13 protein-coding genes are annotated in these 14,884 nt (G+C 52.9%); 6 read left to right on the forward strand and 7 right to left on the reverse strand.

What is annotated here, in order from left to right:
• The first annotated feature begins 1 nt into the window (after position 1).
• Both JQC72_RS12975 and JQC72_RS12980 read left to right on the forward strand, forming a co-directional pair.
• Positions 2–772 (forward strand): SDR family oxidoreductase, encoded by a 771-nt coding sequence (locus JQC72_RS12975; protein ID WP_205496342.1) that lies wholly within the window; start codon positions 2–4, stop codon positions 770–772.
• Between the two features lie 930 nt (positions 773–1,702).
• A complete protein-coding gene (locus JQC72_RS12980; protein ID WP_205496344.1) occupies positions 1,703–2,815 on the forward strand; it encodes a hypothetical protein in 1,113 nt (370 codons plus the stop codon).
• Positions 2,816–2,981: 166 nt separating this feature from the next.
• Here JQC72_RS12980 and JQC72_RS12985 read toward each other — a convergent pair whose 3' ends face one another.
• From JQC72_RS12985 to JQC72_RS12995, 3 genes are all read right to left on the reverse strand, one after another.
• The gene (locus JQC72_RS12985; protein ID WP_205496346.1) at positions 2,982–3,605 is read right to left on the reverse strand and encodes a LysE family translocator; all 624 of its coding nucleotides are present in this window, start codon (positions 3,603–3,605) and stop codon (positions 2,982–2,984) included.
• 49 nt (positions 3,606–3,654) lie between these two features.
• Positions 3,655–4,419 (reverse strand): SDR family NAD(P)-dependent oxidoreductase, encoded by a 765-nt coding sequence (locus JQC72_RS12990; RefSeq protein WP_205496348.1) that lies wholly within the window; start codon positions 4,417–4,419, stop codon positions 3,655–3,657.
• Positions 4,420–4,631: 212 nt separating this feature from the next.
• Positions 4,632–5,393: an NAD-dependent protein deacylase gene (locus JQC72_RS12995; RefSeq protein WP_205496349.1), complete on the reverse strand. Its 762-nt coding sequence runs from the start codon at positions 5,391–5,393 to the stop codon at positions 4,632–4,634.
• A gap of 614 nt (positions 5,394–6,007) precedes the next feature.
• Here JQC72_RS12995 and JQC72_RS13000 point away from each other — a divergent pair.
• Positions 6,008–6,364, forward strand: a complete 357-nt coding sequence (locus JQC72_RS13000; protein WP_205496350.1) for a hypothetical protein — start codon at positions 6,008–6,010, stop codon at positions 6,362–6,364.
• Positions 6,365–6,518: 154 nt separating this feature from the next.
• Here the strand turns inward: JQC72_RS13000 and JQC72_RS13005 are convergent, their stop codons facing one another.
• The gene (locus JQC72_RS13005) at positions 6,519–7,439 is read right to left on the reverse strand and encodes a proline dehydrogenase family protein (protein ID WP_205496353.1); all 921 of its coding nucleotides are present in this window, start codon (positions 7,437–7,439) and stop codon (positions 6,519–6,521) included.
• Positions 7,440–7,622: 183 nt separating this feature from the next.
• On the opposite strand from JQC72_RS13005, the gene pruA reads away from it, so the two are divergent.
• On the forward strand, positions 7,623–9,170 hold the full coding sequence (gene pruA, locus JQC72_RS13010) for an L-glutamate gamma-semialdehyde dehydrogenase (protein WP_205496356.1): 1,548 nt from the start codon (positions 7,623–7,625) through the stop codon (positions 9,168–9,170).
• A 197-nt stretch (positions 9,171–9,367) separates the two neighbouring features.
• On the opposite strand, the gene JQC72_RS13015 is transcribed toward pruA, so the two are convergent.
• The 3 genes from JQC72_RS13015 to JQC72_RS13025 all read right to left on the reverse strand — a co-directional run bounded on the left by JQC72_RS13015 (position 9,368) and on the right by JQC72_RS13025 (position 12,684).
• Positions 9,368–10,771: a DCC1-like thiol-disulfide oxidoreductase family protein gene (locus tag JQC72_RS13015; RefSeq protein ID WP_205496357.1), complete on the reverse strand. Its 1,404-nt coding sequence runs from the start codon at positions 10,769–10,771 to the stop codon at positions 9,368–9,370.
• On the reverse strand, positions 10,768–11,382 hold the full coding sequence (locus tag JQC72_RS13020) for a DUF5819 family protein (RefSeq protein ID WP_205496360.1): 615 nt from the start codon (positions 11,380–11,382) through the stop codon (positions 10,768–10,770). The genes JQC72_RS13015 and JQC72_RS13020 overlap by 4 nt, the downstream gene beginning before the upstream one ends.
• A gap of 63 nt (positions 11,383–11,445) precedes the next feature.
• A complete protein-coding gene (locus tag JQC72_RS13025; protein WP_205496361.1) occupies positions 11,446–12,684 on the reverse strand; it encodes a cation:proton antiporter in 1,239 nt (412 codons plus the stop codon).
• 298 nt (positions 12,685–12,982) lie between these two features.
• On the opposite strand from JQC72_RS13025, the gene JQC72_RS13030 reads away from it, so the two are divergent.
• A complete protein-coding gene (locus tag JQC72_RS13030; protein WP_205496501.1) occupies positions 12,983–13,711 on the forward strand; it encodes an amino acid ABC transporter ATP-binding protein in 729 nt (242 codons plus the stop codon).
• Between the two features lie 15 nt (positions 13,712–13,726).
• Complete coding sequence (locus JQC72_RS13035) at positions 13,727–14,566, forward strand: glutamate ABC transporter substrate-binding protein (RefSeq protein ID WP_205496363.1); 840 nt, start codon at positions 13,727–13,729, stop codon at positions 14,564–14,566.
• The last annotated feature ends 318 nt before the right edge of the window (positions 14,567–14,884 follow it).

Below are 14,884 nucleotides of genomic sequence, written 5' to 3' on the forward strand. Positions count from 1 at the left end.
CATGGGGAACCTGTTTGATCTGACAGGGAAAACGGCGGTGGTGATCGGAGGAACCAGTGTATTGGGCAGTGCCATGGCGGTCGGATTGGCGGAACACGGCGCACGCGTGGCCATCGCCGGACGCAACCAGAAAAAAGCGGGGAGCGTGTTGGAGCAAATCGAAGCCGCAGGTGGAGATGGACAAGCGTTTTTTGTGGAAGTGACGGTGAAGGAGAGCATTCAGGAGCTGGAACGTTCAATTCGTGAATGGGCCGGCGGATACGACATATTGATCAATGCCGCGGGGGTGAATGCATCCACCCCGTTTTTTGATCTGGACATGGAAGAATGGGATTACATCATGAGCGTCAATTTGAAAAGTGTTGTGATGGCTTGCCAGGTGTTTGGCAAAGGGATGGTTGAGAGCGGGAAAGGCGGCAGTATCATCAACATCTCCTCCGTTTCGTCGGGACCGCCGCTGTCCAAGGTGTTTTCGTATTCGGCGAGCAAGGCGGGCATCAACAATATCACACAATATCTGGCGCGGGAATGGGCCCCTCACCGGGTTCGGGTCAATGCAATCATCCCCGGATTTTTCCCCGCTGAGCAGAACCGGAAATTGCTCACCCCGGAACGAACCGAGGCGATCATGCGCCACACGCCGATGGCCCGCTTCGGCAATCCCGAAGAGTTAAAAGGAACTGCGGTCTGGTTGGCTTCGGAAAAGGCGTCCGGTTTTGTGACCGGCGCATTGATCCGGGTGGACGGCGGCTTCGGGGCGATGACGTTGTAATGATTCAGTGAACGCGGAGACAGTCGTTTTCCCGCCACAAAAGGGATCGTCTCCGCGTATCCGACTCGCCCAACCGTTTACGGAAAAAGCCGTCTGAAAGCCCATGGTTTGAATCGTGGGATGAAAGGCGGCGTTGCTCGGTATCCCCTTTTGGGGATGGTAAGAGCAACCAATTTGTTGTATAATCGAACATATGAGCGGTGCTCATCCACTAGTAGTGGGCTTGTTCCTGTGTACGTCATGGTATGAGGTTCCAGTGGCGAACAAATCTCTCCCACTGGATGAAACCATGAGAGTGAGGCAAAAAGAACTAGCGTACTGGTAATACCACGGGCACTTCCGTTGGTCGCAGGTACGCCGCCCATGTGGGTACATGTGCCCGGTGGCGCAGAACCATATGGGACGGGGTGATGACACACCCCCTAACTTGAGGGTTGCCCGAAACAGAAATGGACTGAGGGCGCTAACCACTCAAGAATCCCACGGCTTTAGCCGTGTGGAGTGTCAAGGAATGGTTCTTCCTCACATCAAATCCGTTCAAATGCTTCTCTTGAGATTGCTTTTGCCTCCGATTTGGAGTCTTTTTTTGTCTTGCCAAGGATAGAAAATTATCGAACCGAGTAGAAGTACAATGGGTTCCGTTGATGGACACGGCAACACTTGAGGAACAAGCGAAAATCGGTGCGGATGTTGGTTGTTGGCCGCCTGAAACCCAACTTATTGATCCACCCCGAACGTTGGCGGCCAATCTTCTGTGGATGAGTGTCCATCCTCCCTGTGGGTTCAGTGTATCTCCACCGCAGATACTAACTTAATATTCATGAAATTTTAAACGAAATAAAGAAGGGATGGTGGTTCTTGGTGTAGAATGGAAGAATACACATTTTTGGGTCTTGAGGCGGTGTCATACCGCCGAAGGGAGCAATCGGCATGAAAAGGTGGATGGTCGTCTGGTTGGTGTTTTTTCTGGGTACGCCGATTGTCGGAACGTTTATTCTTATCATTGCGTATCAGCTGGTATTGGACGGTGTGCGTTTTTATCCGTTTTGGCTGGGGGAATCGTATCTGTATTTGTGGTTTCCCGCAGCAGCGATTGCCACGATGACGACACACTGGGGAAAACGGCATCCCAAAGGGTATGGTGCATTGACAATCACGCTGTTTGTGTTGGTCATGGTGTTGGGAACGGCGGATATCATGCGACAGTATGGCCCTGTCGTCAGAGAGACGGTCGTACTCAAAGGATACACTCCCGACGCATTGGTGACCGACCGTCAGATGTACCGGGTGCCGTATTTTCCTTTTGATCAGGAAAAAGTTCTGCAGGCGGTGCGGGAAGAACGGGCGGAACCCGTTTATCTGGCACTGGATGAAGGAATGATACTGGCTTTTGCCGATCCCGCATACACCGGATACACATGGACCGACCGCATCGTGCACCTGGCCGTGGGGTTGACGGCGTTGGGCGCCTTCGTGGGGTATTTCGCCTATGTACTCAGTGTATGGACCCGGTACGTCCAAATGACCGATGAAGCGCTCGTCTTTCACCGCTGGCGTTCCTTCACCATTCTGCCGTATAAGGAGATCATTCATATCTGTATCGATGAGGATCAAAACCGGGTCTCGGTCGAGACGGAGGAGGTGGTTCATCATTGGACAACAGAACCGGAGGTCAAAGAACAGTTGCGGCAAGCCGCGAAAAAGGCCGGTCTGATCGCTCATGCGCACGGGAGATACAGTCGGCCGCAACAGTACCGGGAGATCCGGTTGGCGGAAGATGCTGTTGTCATCATGAAGGACGGAGAGGAGACGCGTATTCCTTATTTGGATGTGAGGGAGGTATATTGGGACGGCGCGGTTCGGATCACTGCCAGCGAAGTGGACGTGCTGATCACGGATGAACGGTACGTTCACCGGGATTGGTTGGAAGAATTGACGAAACGGCTGAAACAGGCCTGGCAGGAACGGGGTATCGGCTATGCGATGGAAGAGAGCTTGGAAGAGGGATATGTGTGGCTCGCATCGGAGTGGACGTGGGAGTGAAAAAGATCTGCAGGAGGAGTAAAAGGCCGGTGAAAAAAGAAGGAATCCTTTCCTCAAGGAGTGACTTCACCACGTGGGGTACGAATGGGGAAAGGATTCCGGAACCAGCCGATTGATGAAAAACGGGTGACGCTTTTGTTTGGGGAAGTTAGCCAGCCCAACCGCTTCAACGATCCGTCAGGGCGAGCCGGATACCCAAAATGGCGAATAAAGTCGCTTTCACCTTGTTGACATATCTCGCCATGGCCGGGTGTCGAAGCCATCGTTGCCCGATCATACCGGCAAATACCGAAACAGCGGTAAACACCGCCAATGCTTGCAGGAGAAAGAGGAAGCCCAACAACACCATCGGCCATACGGTATTCCCCGCGGAAGCGGGGACGAATTGTGGCAAAAACGCGAGGAAAAACAGTGATACCTTTGGATTGAGCAGGTTCATGAAAATCCCTTTGCGATAGAGAGTTCCGTGCGAACGACGTTCCGCTTGCGGAAGATCGAAGGTTGCTTTTCCTTCCCGCGCCGCCTGCCAAGCCAGATACAGCAGATACAATGCCCCCGCGTACTTCAAAACGGCAAACGCGATCGCCGATTGGTGAAAAATCGCTGCAACACCCAGCGCGGCGGCCAGCGTGTGAACGATCAATCCGGTACACAAACCGAGACTCGTAGCGATCCCGGCGGTTTTTCCCCGGCTCATGCTTTGTGCGATCACAAACAAAATGTCGGGGCCGGGCATCAGTGTGATGGCAACCGAAGCGGCGAGAAAATACAGGATGTGGCCTGGGTCCATTGTGAGACACCTCGCATTTAAGGGATGGAAGGATTCGGACCATGGACATTCAATGTTTCGGCCGACGATCACGGAAAAAGATAGCGATAATCCGGCGCATGGCTTTTCTCGACAAGAAGCGGGGCAACGCGGCAATCCAGCGGTTACGGATACCGGTCACCACGACTGTTTTTTGGTGTTCCCATCCGTCAAGGGCTTCCCGTACCACTTGTTCGGCAGGGATTGCATAGGGCTGCGTGATCCCCGTTCGCTCCGCAAATTCGCTTTGGGTACTGCCCGGACAAACAACGGTTACGGTGACACCGCTGCCTTTCAACTCCTCTGCCAACGCCTCCGTGTAATGAAGCAAAAAAGTTTTGGCAGCGCCGTATACGGCCATGTAGGGAGTGGGGAAGAAGGCCAGAGAGGAGGACACTTGGATAATCCCGCCCTGTTTTCGTGCGATCATATCAGGCAAAGCGGCACGGGTAAGCGCCAACGGTACTTGGATGTGAAGACGCACCAATGCTTGTTCCAAGTCGCCGTCGGTGTGAATAACAGGACCGTACAACCCGATTCCCGCATTGTTGACGAGCAGGTTGATTCGATGCCGAGTGATCCACCGGCTGATCCGGGCAACATCTTCCTCATGGGTCAAATCGGCCGTGATCACGGTCGCCTTCGCTCCACGCTGGTTGACGGCGTTTGCCACCTCTTGCAACAAGGAGGTTCGGCGGGCCACCAGCACCAGATCGTATCCCCTGTTTGCCAGCTCCTCGGCAAACGCGCGGCCGATCCCCGACGATGCTCCGGTGATAAGGGCAACCGGTCGCATGATGATGATTCCCCCTTAATTAAAAACAACGAATCTCCATGCGATTGCCGTCAAAGTCCTGGAAGCACATCCATTTTCCGTATTTTTCATCGAACATCCCGCTTACGTGACTTGCCCCACACGCTGAATCACCGGAGGCATACCCTTCGGTCGCCGTGGTCTCTCGCCGATAATCCATCCGCTTTGATTTACTGAGTTTTTCCGGTTTCGGTTTATGAATTCTGCTTGTGATCTTTCAAGTGTGCAAACCGATCGGTTCCGAATATGGATTCCGCAATTTCGCTTAATACTTTGCCGATGCTTTCATGTATGATGTGATCTGCCAAATGATCCAGAGGAGTAGCGGTTTTGTTGATGATGATGATTTTGGAACCTGTTTCATGCGCTAACTCTACCAATCCGGCAAAAGGATAAACTTGCAGAGAAGAGCCCATTACCAGTACCGTATCTGCTTGTTCCACTTCTTGAACAGCCGAATGCCAATCATCCGAATTAAGCGGTTCACCGAACAGAACGATTGGCGGACGAAGGGGAGCCTTACAATTCTCATCGGTACAATAATAGGTAGATTCGCGATAAGAAGTTGCGGGATATTCTTTTCCACAGCGGGAGCAGACCAGATGGCGCATATGACCATGGACTTCGATCACCCGTTGACTTCCCGCCCGTTGATGGAAACCATCGATGTTTTGCGTAAGAACCGCTTTTAACATTCCTTCCTTCTCCAGTTCGGCCAGCACATAATGACCAATATTGGGTTTATGCTTCAATAAGTCTTCGATGCGCATTTGATAGAATTCAAAAAAGTCATCTGTTCCGATCGCTTGCGGGCTGGCGATTTCATAAGGATTTCTTCCGCACCAAAGCCCGCCTTGTGAACGAAAATCGGGAAGTCCGCTTTCTGTTGACATACCTGCACCAGTCAGGGCGACGAGATAGTTGGAGTTTTGGATCAGCTGAATCAGTTCTTCCATGAGATCCCCTCCTCTTTTCAAAGGATCTATATTGAACCATTTCCATGAGGTTTGCCAGTGCCGGGGTGCTTACGTACGGGTATGCAGAATCGCCTCGCTTCTGATGCCAATCCTTTCTCCATTAACATATTAACATTAGACATCGCCCGATTCACAACTCAGCCCTTCCAATTTTGCCTCTGAGGGGATTGTTTTTTTGTCCGATGTGCCAGTATGACCTAATAGTAACAACAGTTTGGCGAAATACGGTCTTTTTGTTTGGCAACAGAAAAAGCCGCTGATGCGGCCGAGGCTGTTACAACAGAACCGGATTGGCATACGAAAACATTCAGTACCATTTGACACGCCACACGTCTGAAGACGTGGGAATTGGGTTGTTAGTGTTCGCAGTCCGTTTCCGCTTTGGACAACACCCAAGTTCTGGGGTGTGTCTTCACCCCGTCCCAAAGCAGTTCTACAACAACGCTGTATGCACCCGTCTGGGTGGCGTACCTTTTACCAGTACACTGGCTTTCATTCCTCACGCTCATGGTTTTACCTGGTGGGAGTCTTCGCCACCAGAACCTCCTGCCATGATTACAACATCCTACTACCAGCAGGATGTGCACAGCTCGATGAAGATGCCAACATTTCTTGTTTTTTCTGACCATCCCCGTGAAGGGGATCACGGGCAAAGCTGTCTTTCATCCCACGATTCAAATACCCCAAGGGCACTTCCTATGATCGCCATTTCTGTAATTCAAAAAAAGTCCTTGCTCTTGAAATTACGTAAATACCGGACTGTAAGCAATGGTGTAAAACATGATGAAGGTATTTTAGTGTCAACAAGATTATTAAAAAAAGTGATTGGGAAGCGGGGCATTGGGCAGGGATTGGTCGCGGGCCATTTCCTCCAAGCGTATCGTACTTTGCCTGCGACCTGCGCTGACCGGGTCGGGCGGTCCATCAGTTTCCCTGCGGGGCGCAGATGAAGGGAAGACTGGAAAGCAACGTGGACAGTATTCGCCAGACATACTCTGAAAAAGGGTGGCCGTTTTCCAACGAGCGACCTTTGCGTTTGTCGAAAGAGGGGCGAGAGGGAAAACGGCTTACCCGAAATTTTGATTGGTGAATACCGTGGGCTTTTTAATCCCTGAAAAAACTTTTGAGAACGAACAGCGCGTTGGCCGGGCGTTCGGCAATCCGGCGAGTAAAGTAGGGATACCAATCTTTCCCGAACGGCGTATACACCCGCACTTTATAACCTTCGGCCACCAGTTGCCGCTGCAATCCGTTACGCACACCGTACAACATCTGGAATTCGTACAGGTCGTCGGGAATGTTGTTTTCCTTGACGAACCGCTTCGTCCAGTTGATGATGTTTTCGTCGTGGGTGGCGATGGCCGTGTAGCAGCCGTTTTTCAGATGCATGGCGACCAGCTTCAAATAGTTGTCATCCACGTCCTTTTTGTCCGGGAATGCTACGTCCTTGGGCTCCTTGTAGGCTCCTTTTACGATCCGCAGATTGACGCCCATCTCGCCCAGCTCTTCGACGTCTGACTCGGAACGGTACAGATAGGACTGAATGACGAGGCCCACATGTTCTTTCCCGTATTCCTGAACCAGCGTTTTGAAGAGATCAATCGTTTGTTGCACCCGGGGCGAGTCCTCCATGTCGATGCGGACAAAGTTGTTCTTCTCTTTGGCTTTGGCCGCAATCCGGCGCATGTTTTCCAAACAGAAATCGTAGTTGATGTCCAATCCCAGTTGGGTCAGCTTGACGGAGACGTTGGAATTGACACCGTTTTTGGCGATGGCATCAAATATCGTCACGATGGAGTCGGTGGCTTGCCGGGCTTCTTCCCGGGTGGTTACACTTTCACCCAGCAAATCCAGGGTGACGACCAACCCTTCCTCATTCAGTTTTTTGACGATGTCCACTGCTTCGTCCAATGTTTCCCCGGCAACAAAACGGGATGCCCCCAACTTCAATCCGTATTTGGAAACGAATTTCGTGACGATGGGGTTTCCAGCAATTGTTAGGACCAATTTGCGTGAAAAGGACATCCTATTCCTCCTTTTTCGAGGACAATTGTATATAATCATACATAGCATTCACCTTTAAACCGTTTTCATTATACACCAGCATGGGTGATCTGCAATCCTTTTTATCATTCGAACGATTTGAAGATTTCCCATGGGGTGGGGTACAATAAGGGAGGCAAATCAGGATAAGAGGAGGCGTTTTCGTTGGTAGTCGAATTTCGCAATGAGCCCTTCACCGATTTCTCCAAAGAGGAAAACCGCCGCGCGTTTGAAGAGGCGCTGGCCAAAGTGGAATCCGAACTGGGGCGCGAATACGACTTGATCATCGGCGGAGAGCGGATCAAAACCGAAGAGAAGTACCGCTCCATCAACCCGTCCAATGTGGATCAGGTGGTCGGATTTACCTCGAAAGGCACGGAAGAGCATGCGGAGCAGGCCATTCAGGTGGCGGCGAAAACCTTCGAAACTTGGAAAAAGGTTTCTCCTGAAGCACGTGCCCGGATTCTGTTCAAAGCAGCGTCCATTTTGCGCCGGAAAAAACATGAGTTCTCCGCCTGGATGGTGTTCGAGGCGGGCAAATCCTGGCCGGAAGCCGATGCCGACACCGCCGAAGCGATTGACTTTTTGGAGTTTTACGGCCGTGAAATGATCCGTCTGAGCGAACGGCAACCGTTGACTCGCATTCCGGGAGAAGACAACGAACTCACCTACATTCCGCTGGGTGTGGGGATTGTCATTCCGCCGTGGAACTTCCCGTTGGCCATCATGGTCGGCATGACCTCCTCCGCGGTTGTCGCGGGTAACACCGTGGTGCTGAAACCGGCCGGTCCGACGACGGTAATCGCCGCCAAGTTCATGGAAATCCTGGAGGAAGCCGGTCTGCCGGCAGGCGTGGTCAACTTCGTGCCCGGTTCCGGTCCGGTCGTGGGTGAGTACTTGGTGAAACATCCGTTGGCACGGTTCATCTCCTTCACCGGTTCCCGTGACGTGGGGCTGCGCATCAACGAACTGGCCGCCAAACGGGCCAAAGGGCAAAAATGGATCAAGCGCGTCATCGCGGAGATGGGCGGAAAAGACTCCATCATCGTGGACAAGGAGGCCGACCTGGATCTGGCCGCTCAAGCGATCGTCACCTCGGCGTTCGGGTTCTCCGGTCAAAAATGTTCTGCTTGTTCCCGAGCGATCGTGCATCAAGACGTTTACGACGAAGTGCTGGCCAAAGTGACCGAGCGAGTAAAAAACCTCAAAGTGGCCGAAGCGCGTGAGTTCGGCATCGATATGGGTCCGGTGATCGACGAAAACGCCTATAAGAAAATCCTGGAATATATTGAGATCGGAAAACAGGAAGGTCGTTTGGTGATCGGCGGCGGGAAAGCCGAAGGAAACGGGTACTTCATCCAACCGACGATCTTCGCCGATGTGGATCCGAACGCCCGGATCGCCCAAGAAGAGATCTTCGGCCCGGTCGTGGCGTTCATCAAGGCAAAAGACTTTGATCATGCGCTGGAAATTGCCAACAACACAGAGTACGGTTTGACCGGTGCCGTTATTTCCCGAAACCGCGCCAACCTGGAAAAAGCGCGTGAAGAGTTCCATGTCGGCAACCTGTACTTCAACCGCAAATGCACCGGTGCTTTGGTGGGTGTGCATCCGTTCGGCGGCTTCAACATGTCGGGTACCGACTCCAAGGCGGGCGGGCGCGACTACCTGCTCTTGTTTACCCAAGCCAAAGTGGTTTCCGAGTTGTTCTGATGCAACGAACAGAACCCCGGCAAGTTACAATTTGCCGGGGTTTTACTCTTGTCAAAGTTTCGCCGCTCCCCCAAAAAAGGTGGGTCGTTTTCCCCCGGGCGATCTTTGGGCTTGCCGAGAGGGGAGCGGGAAAAGGGCGCACCCGAAATGGCAGGTTTGGTTTCGCCCGTTGTGTTTGTAAACGATCCCCGGCAGGTTTATCCCTTGCCGGGGCTTTCGGTTTCTTCGCCGGTGGATGCAGTCTCTTTTTGTGCCGGATTGACAGGACATGCATCATCGCAACCTCCCGCAGGGATCACCGTTCGTCGGCTGGCGATGAAATCGTACACTTTTTGTCCCATCCCGATCCGGCGCGCGATCCACATCAGCGGAACCAAGGGCCACAGGAGCGGCAGGCGGGAAGACATCTGGATGATGCCGTCGATTCCGTCACGAAAATGCCGGCCGTCGGCGGTGCTGTGCAAGCGTTTCTCCACTTTTTCCGCTGACAATCCGTATCTCTCGATGACGCCCGGCTCCCGGAACGAGACAAACGTCAGCAGGGAGAACCAGTCCAGTTTGCGTGCCGTCGTCACGCTCTGCCTGCAAAACGGGCACCATCCGTCATAGAACACGGTGACACGATGTCGTTGCACCCATTTCCGTTCTCCGATCCACCTTGTGATTCTGAGCCATACTTGCTGCATGTAACTTCCCCCCTGCACGATGGCTGATCCGATCCGCCGGAAGTCGCTGTCGGTCAGAAAAATCATCTCACTGCCGATCATCACCCATGAAAATTCGATCAATCCCATGAACAGGGCGATGCCGATGTGCATGGAGATCGCAAAGGCAACCGCGGCGTATTTGGTGTAACGATTGAGCAGCAAAAACGGAAATGCCACCTGAAACAATACGGTTGAATAGCTCAACAGAACCACCACGATATCATATTTCCAGATCCATTCACTGTAACCGGGCCAGTAGAACTCGTTGACCCGCGTGGCGTAGTAGATGGCTGTCCCGTGTTGCCACATGCTGCCCATCACTTTATACATACCCGAAGTAAAGTACACCATGGCCAGTTGGATCATGACGGCCAGTACTGCTGCGTTGTGAAGAACGGCAAACATCTGGCGCGGGAGGGAGCAGGTCGTCTGATCCAGCCGCTTCCGGCGACGTCGGGCGTCCCACGAGAACCAGGCGCCGGTGTTGGCGAGCATGAGATAAAACAAGTCCAATCGGAGAACATTGTCCCCGCCGTTGGTGATATAAGGATTGCGAATGAAAAGGGACCAGTACAGCACCGCGAGCAGAACACCGGTGATCCGAGTCCGGTAGCCGATCAGGTAGGCCAATGAGACCAGGATGGTCACATGATACACCCATTCGAAATAGATGCGATCCGCACTCAGTTGATAGAGTGAAAAGGTGTGACGCTCCCGGAGATACCGCAAAAAGTCGTCGTATGGCCAAATGCCGTGAGTGCCCCACAGCAAATGACGGTCGGTGTAATTGGAGAGTAAGTAAAAGAGAATGGCCGCAGCGACGGTGATCCGAACCAGACTGGCTCCGATCAATCCATGTTCCGTGGTGAGAAAACGAAAGATCCGGGCGGTCATCGGAAGTTCCCTCCCGTGGTTCCCGCATCGATGGGGCGAACATTCATCCAATCCGTTTCGCTGTAGTAAAACGTACCCTTGCGATCGGGTTTGTGCCGTTCATAAAACCGCGGAAATACGTTCGTGACGATCCGCACTTTCACTTGCAGCACGTGGGGCCGGTGCGGAAAGTCGCGGATTGCGTTGGCGGCCACCCGCTCCAGCATTTGTTCACCCTTGGCCTTGCGGTTTTGGTCTTTGTCGGTGAACCAGGTGATGGCGGTGTATTGAAACCGGTACAAACGTCCATCGTTGGAAAAGCGGTCCCGTTGTATGTGGGCGATCAGGGGCTGGGAAACATCGCGCCAGGGTGTTTCCCTGATTCGGCCCGTCTCAGGCTCCTTCCACTTCGCCTTGACGAGGATGTTCCTGTGTTGGGAGACAGGATTGGGAGCAAACAATTTCCAGTTCTGCATGAACAAAGGGTCCATATATTTCATCATGGGCTGAAACCATGATTGCTTGACCGGGTTGGGTGGTGCCAGATACAAAGCGGTCATGCCGAAGTGAAAGACCAACAAGCATGCCAGGCCGATGATCCAAGTGCTCAATACGGTGGTTTTCCATTTCACGGACCTCACCTCGTCCGGGAAGGTTCATCTTTCATCCTATCATACTTGGACAACAAAAACCGTTCATTCTTTGGTTACAGCCACACCGAGCCAACGGGCGACCACACCGGTGGTGCTCGCCTGAAGCACGATGGTGAACAGGATGGCGATAAATGTGACCGCCGCGATCACATCGGCATGAGCGACACCGGCACCGACGATCATGCCGGACAGGGCGGCAGGGATCACGCCGGTTTCCCGCACCCAAAAGAAAAAAAACACTTCCCGCCAACGCCAGCGCGCGAGCCGGTCGGGAAGGGCGCATGCCAGCACGGCAAGCGGACGTGCAACAAACATCAACACAAGCACGACCAGCACGCCTTGCCACCAGTATTGGGACAATACGGCGAAATTGACTTGCGTCCCGAGCAGAACGAAGATCAGTTTGCGCAACAGCAATGTGACGGTGTCTCCGAATAAGACGATTTCCGAAACGGTGTCCTCCGGGATGCGCAACCGGAACAGATCCGGGTTGCCGAAGACGACGCCCGCGGCAAAAGTGGCCATGAAACCACTGGCGTGAATCCCCCCGGCTGTCAGGTAGGAACCGATCGCCACCAGCAGGCTGACCACTGTACCATACCGGCGAAACAGGCCGATTCGATGCTCGGATGTGAACAACAAACCCAACCAGCCAACCAGGATACCGACGATCAATCCGCCGCCGGCCTCACGAATGAAACTCCAGATGGTATCGATGGCGGAAAAACGGGTTTCACCGAGGATCAGTCCCAGGACCGTGAAGGTGAGAATCGAACCGGTGGCATCGTTGAACGCGGATTCCGATTCGACGGTTTGCCGTACCCGGGGTTCCACTGCGACTTGGCGGAAGACGGGAATCAATGTCGCCGGATCGGTCGAGGCGATCACCGCAGCCAACAAGGCAGCATACAGGATCGGCAGTTTCAATACGGCGACCGCCGCTGCTGTCACGATGGCGGCAGTGATGAGCACGCCGGGAACGGACAACAGGGTCACCGTGATCCATACGCGCTTCAATACGGAAAATTGAATCGCTCGCCCACCTTCAAACAGGATCAAGGTGGACCCGATCAAAATGATGAACTGATAAGCAACGGAGTTGCCGGGCTGTACGATCCAGTTGAATCCGGCCGGACCGACGAGCATGCCGAGTATCAGGAATAACGCGACGTCGGGGATGCGAATCCGTTCCGCCAGTCGGGTGGCGATCAGCCCGAGCAGAAAGACCATGGCAAACATGTACATTTCGGTTTGTGCGATTTCCATTACTTTGGATTCCATTGTGCTGACTCCTTTTGAGGTGTGTTCGGTTGGTTCTCCCGCTTTTCACCGATTGCCGGTACAAGTGGCAATCTGATTATACCTTAATGCTGATCGATTTGTCGGACAATGAAGGGATCATTTGGTAACATAACCAAAACTGGCTCATTTAACCTCATTTCTTTCCGATAAGACAGAAGAATCGGATTCATTCCTTGACATTGGGAGGGGGGAATGGGTATATTCACCTTACGGATAGTGTTTTTCTTCGCGGTTCCTCATATTGATTTCAAAATTGTCTGTAATGGAGGGATGTACGATCATTCAGTTCCGCCAGGTCAACAAATGGTTCGGTGATTTTCACGTTCTAAAAGACATCAACTTGACGATCCAAGCGGGCGAAGTGGTCGTGATTCTCGGACCCAGCGGATCGGGCAAAAGTACCTTGCTCCGCTGTATCAATCAGTTGGAAACGGTATCTGACGGCGAAGTGATCGTGGACGGGGTAAAAATGAACGACCCCAAAACCAATCTGAACAAAGCACGGCAGGAGATTGGCATGGTCTTCCAGCACTTTCATCTGTATCCTCACAAAACGGTGCTGGAAAATATCATGCTTGCCCCGATGAAAGTGAAAAAAATGCCGGAAGAGGAAGCGCGAAAGATTGCGGAATTTTACCTGCAAAAAGTGGGAATCCCGGAAAAAGCCAACGCCTATCCCTCCCAACTGTCGGGTGGCCAGCAGCAGCGTGTCGCGATCGCCAGGGGGTTGGCGATGAAGCCGAAGATCATGTTGTTTGACGAGCCGACTTCCGCACTCGATCCCGAAATGATCGGCGAAGTGTTGGATGTGATGCGAACGCTGGCCAAAGAAGGTATGACCATGGTGGTAGTGACCCACGAGATGGGGTTCGCGCGGGAAGTGGCGGACCGGGTGATCTTTATGGATGAAGGACGGATTTTGGAAGAATCCGAGCCGGAGACGTTTTTCAACAATCCGAAAGAAGAGCGGACCCGGCAGTTTTTAAGCAGAATTCTGAAACATTGAAAAAGGGGGAATTCGATGCGTTTTTGGAAGCGTTGGTTGACGCTGTGTCTGTCTGTGGTGCTGGCGTTCTCCCTGACGGCGTGCGGTGATGGAAGCTCGGCCGACGATTCGTCGCTGGCAGCGATCAAAAAGCGGGGGAAATTGGTCGTCGGTGTCAAGTATGACACCAATCTGTTCGGCTACAAAGATCCCGCTGACGGTCAAGTCAAAGGTTTTGAAATCGATTTGATGCGCGAGTTTGCCAAGAGATTGCTGGGAGACGAAAAGAAAGTGGAGTTCAAGGAGGTCACCTCCAAAACGCGTATCAAGATGCTGCAAAGCGGCGATATCGACATGATCGCAGCGACGATGACCATCACCGACAAGCGGAAGAAACAGGTGGATTTCTCCCGCGTCTATTTCATGGCCGGACAATCCTTGCTAGTACCGACCAACAGTTCGATTACGGGGCTGAAATCTCTGAACGGAAAAGTGGTGGCCACGGCCAAAGGAGCCACGAGCGGCCGGAACTTGGAAAAATTGGCTCCCGGTGTGAAGATCAAGGAGTATGAAAACTATGCGGATGCATTCACAGCACTCAAGAGCGGTCAAGCGGATGCCGTGACGACCGACGACAGTATTTTGATGGGAATGCAGCAACAGGACCCCACCCGCTTCAAGCTCGTCGGCGGACAGTTTACGCAAGAGCCGTACGGGATTGCCGTGAAAAAGGGGAACAAGGATCTGCTGAAAGCGTTGAACGATTTCTTGAACGACATCATGAAGGATGGCACCTATCAGAAACTCTATCGGAAGTGGTTCAAAAAGAACCCGCCGGCCAATATTCCTGCTGAGGCAGTGCAAAAATCTCCGTGATCATGCGTACCACCTTCCAGGCAACTCTGGCCATTCCGTAAGGAGAACAACGATCTCCCGGGGTGAGTCGCTTTCCTGAGCCTGATCGAGAGGAAGCAGAATGCGCAGGGATTCATTCGCGGGCAAATTCCCATTAAGCCAAGCGTGCTCGCCCGCGTCCTGCGCCACCTGTTTCGGACTGCCATGATCTGCTTCCCGGGAGGGCGTAGGTGGACTGAGCCGGGAAGGCGATGCGGACTATTGACAGACACGTCTTGGCAACGGAGTCATGATCGTGTATCAGGTGAATCGGACCATATCCACCGGGATATGTCCTGG

The organism is Polycladomyces zharkentensis (assembly GCF_016938855.1).
GTDB classification, from domain to species: Bacteria; Bacillota; Bacilli; order Thermoactinomycetales; family JIR-001; genus Polycladomyces; species Polycladomyces zharkentensis.

Coding starts and splice junctions, on each gene's coding strand:
- JQC72_RS12975 (WP_205496342.1), top strand. CDS start 2: ATGGGGAACCTGTTTGATCTGACAGGGAAAACGGCGGTGGTGATCGGA.
- JQC72_RS12980 (WP_205496344.1), top strand. CDS start 1,703: ATGAAAAGGTGGATGGTCGTCTGGTTGGTGTTTTTTCTGGGTACGCCG.
- JQC72_RS12985 (WP_205496346.1), bottom strand. CDS start 3,605: ATGGACCCAGGCCACATCCTGTATTTTCTCGCCGCTTCGGTTGCCATC.
- JQC72_RS12990 (WP_205496348.1), bottom strand. CDS start 4,419: ATGCGACCGGTTGCCCTTATCACCGGAGCATCGTCGGGGATCGGCCGC.
- JQC72_RS12995 (WP_205496349.1), bottom strand. CDS start 5,393: ATGGAAGAACTGATTCAGCTGATCCAAAACTCCAACTATCTCGTCGCC.
- JQC72_RS13000 (WP_205496350.1), top strand. CDS start 6,008: ATGAAGATGCCAACATTTCTTGTTTTTTCTGACCATCCCCGTGAAGGG.
- JQC72_RS13005 (WP_205496353.1), bottom strand. CDS start 7,439: ATGTCCTTTTCACGCAAATTGGTCCTAACAATTGCTGGAAACCCCATC.
- JQC72_RS13015 (WP_205496357.1), bottom strand. CDS start 10,771: ATGACCGCCCGGATCTTTCGTTTTCTCACCACGGAACATGGATTGATC.
- JQC72_RS13025 (WP_205496361.1), bottom strand. CDS start 12,684: ATGGAATCCAAAGTAATGGAAATCGCACAAACCGAAATGTACATGTTT.
- JQC72_RS13035 (WP_205496363.1), top strand. CDS start 13,727: ATGCGTTTTTGGAAGCGTTGGTTGACGCTGTGTCTGTCTGTGGTGCTG.